Raw genomic sequence first — 698 nt, forward strand, 5'->3', positions numbered from 1 at the left:
ATTGTCGATCAGCGCACTGAGCGACAATTCGATCATCACGATCGCCGATGCCTCGAGCGGCTCGATGAAGCCGGCCGACAGGCCGACCGCGATGCAATTGCCTTCCCAAAAACGAGCGCGGTGGCCGGTCGGGAAGCTCAGCCGTCGCGCCGGGACGTCGGGCGCGTCGGGCAGAACGCGCGCGATATAGCCGCGCAAGACCGCCTCCGCCGCATCGTCGTCCATGAAGCGACTGGCATAGACGCAGCCGATGCCGCGTCGGCCCGGCAGGCCTATATCCCAGATCCAGCCTGCGGCATGCGCCGTCGACACCGTCTGTGACGCAATCGGGCTGCCCGCCGCAACCGGGACCTGCGCCGCCAGCGCACGGTCGTTGAACAGCGTATCGCTGCGGTCGATCCACCCCACGCCCAGTTCGCCGCCGATCAGCAGCGCCGCATGGCCGCTGCAATCGACGAACAGGTCGCCGTCGATATCGCCATTCGCCCGCGTCGCCACCGAGGCGATGCCGCCCTCGCCGTCGCGCGTGACGCTGACGACATGGTCGGATACATGCCGCACGCCAAGCCGCTGGACTGCATGCGTCGCCAGCAGCGCCGCGAATTTTCCGGCATCGAGGTGGTAGGCGTAGTTCGCCGCCCCTTGATAGTCGGGCATCGCGCGTTGCCGCGGCGCCAGATCGAGGTCGCAGACATGCG

1 pseudogene is annotated in these 698 nt (G+C 67.8%); it reads right to left on the reverse strand.

Annotated elements, in window-relative coordinates:
• A pseudogene (locus A3E77_RS12105) lies at positions 1 to 698 on the reverse strand (tryptophan 7-halogenase); the annotation flags it as partial.

This window comes from Sphingopyxis sp. RIFCSPHIGHO2_12_FULL_65_19, from assembly GCF_001830555.1.
GTDB lineage: Bacteria > Pseudomonadota > Alphaproteobacteria > Sphingomonadales > Sphingomonadaceae > Sphingopyxis.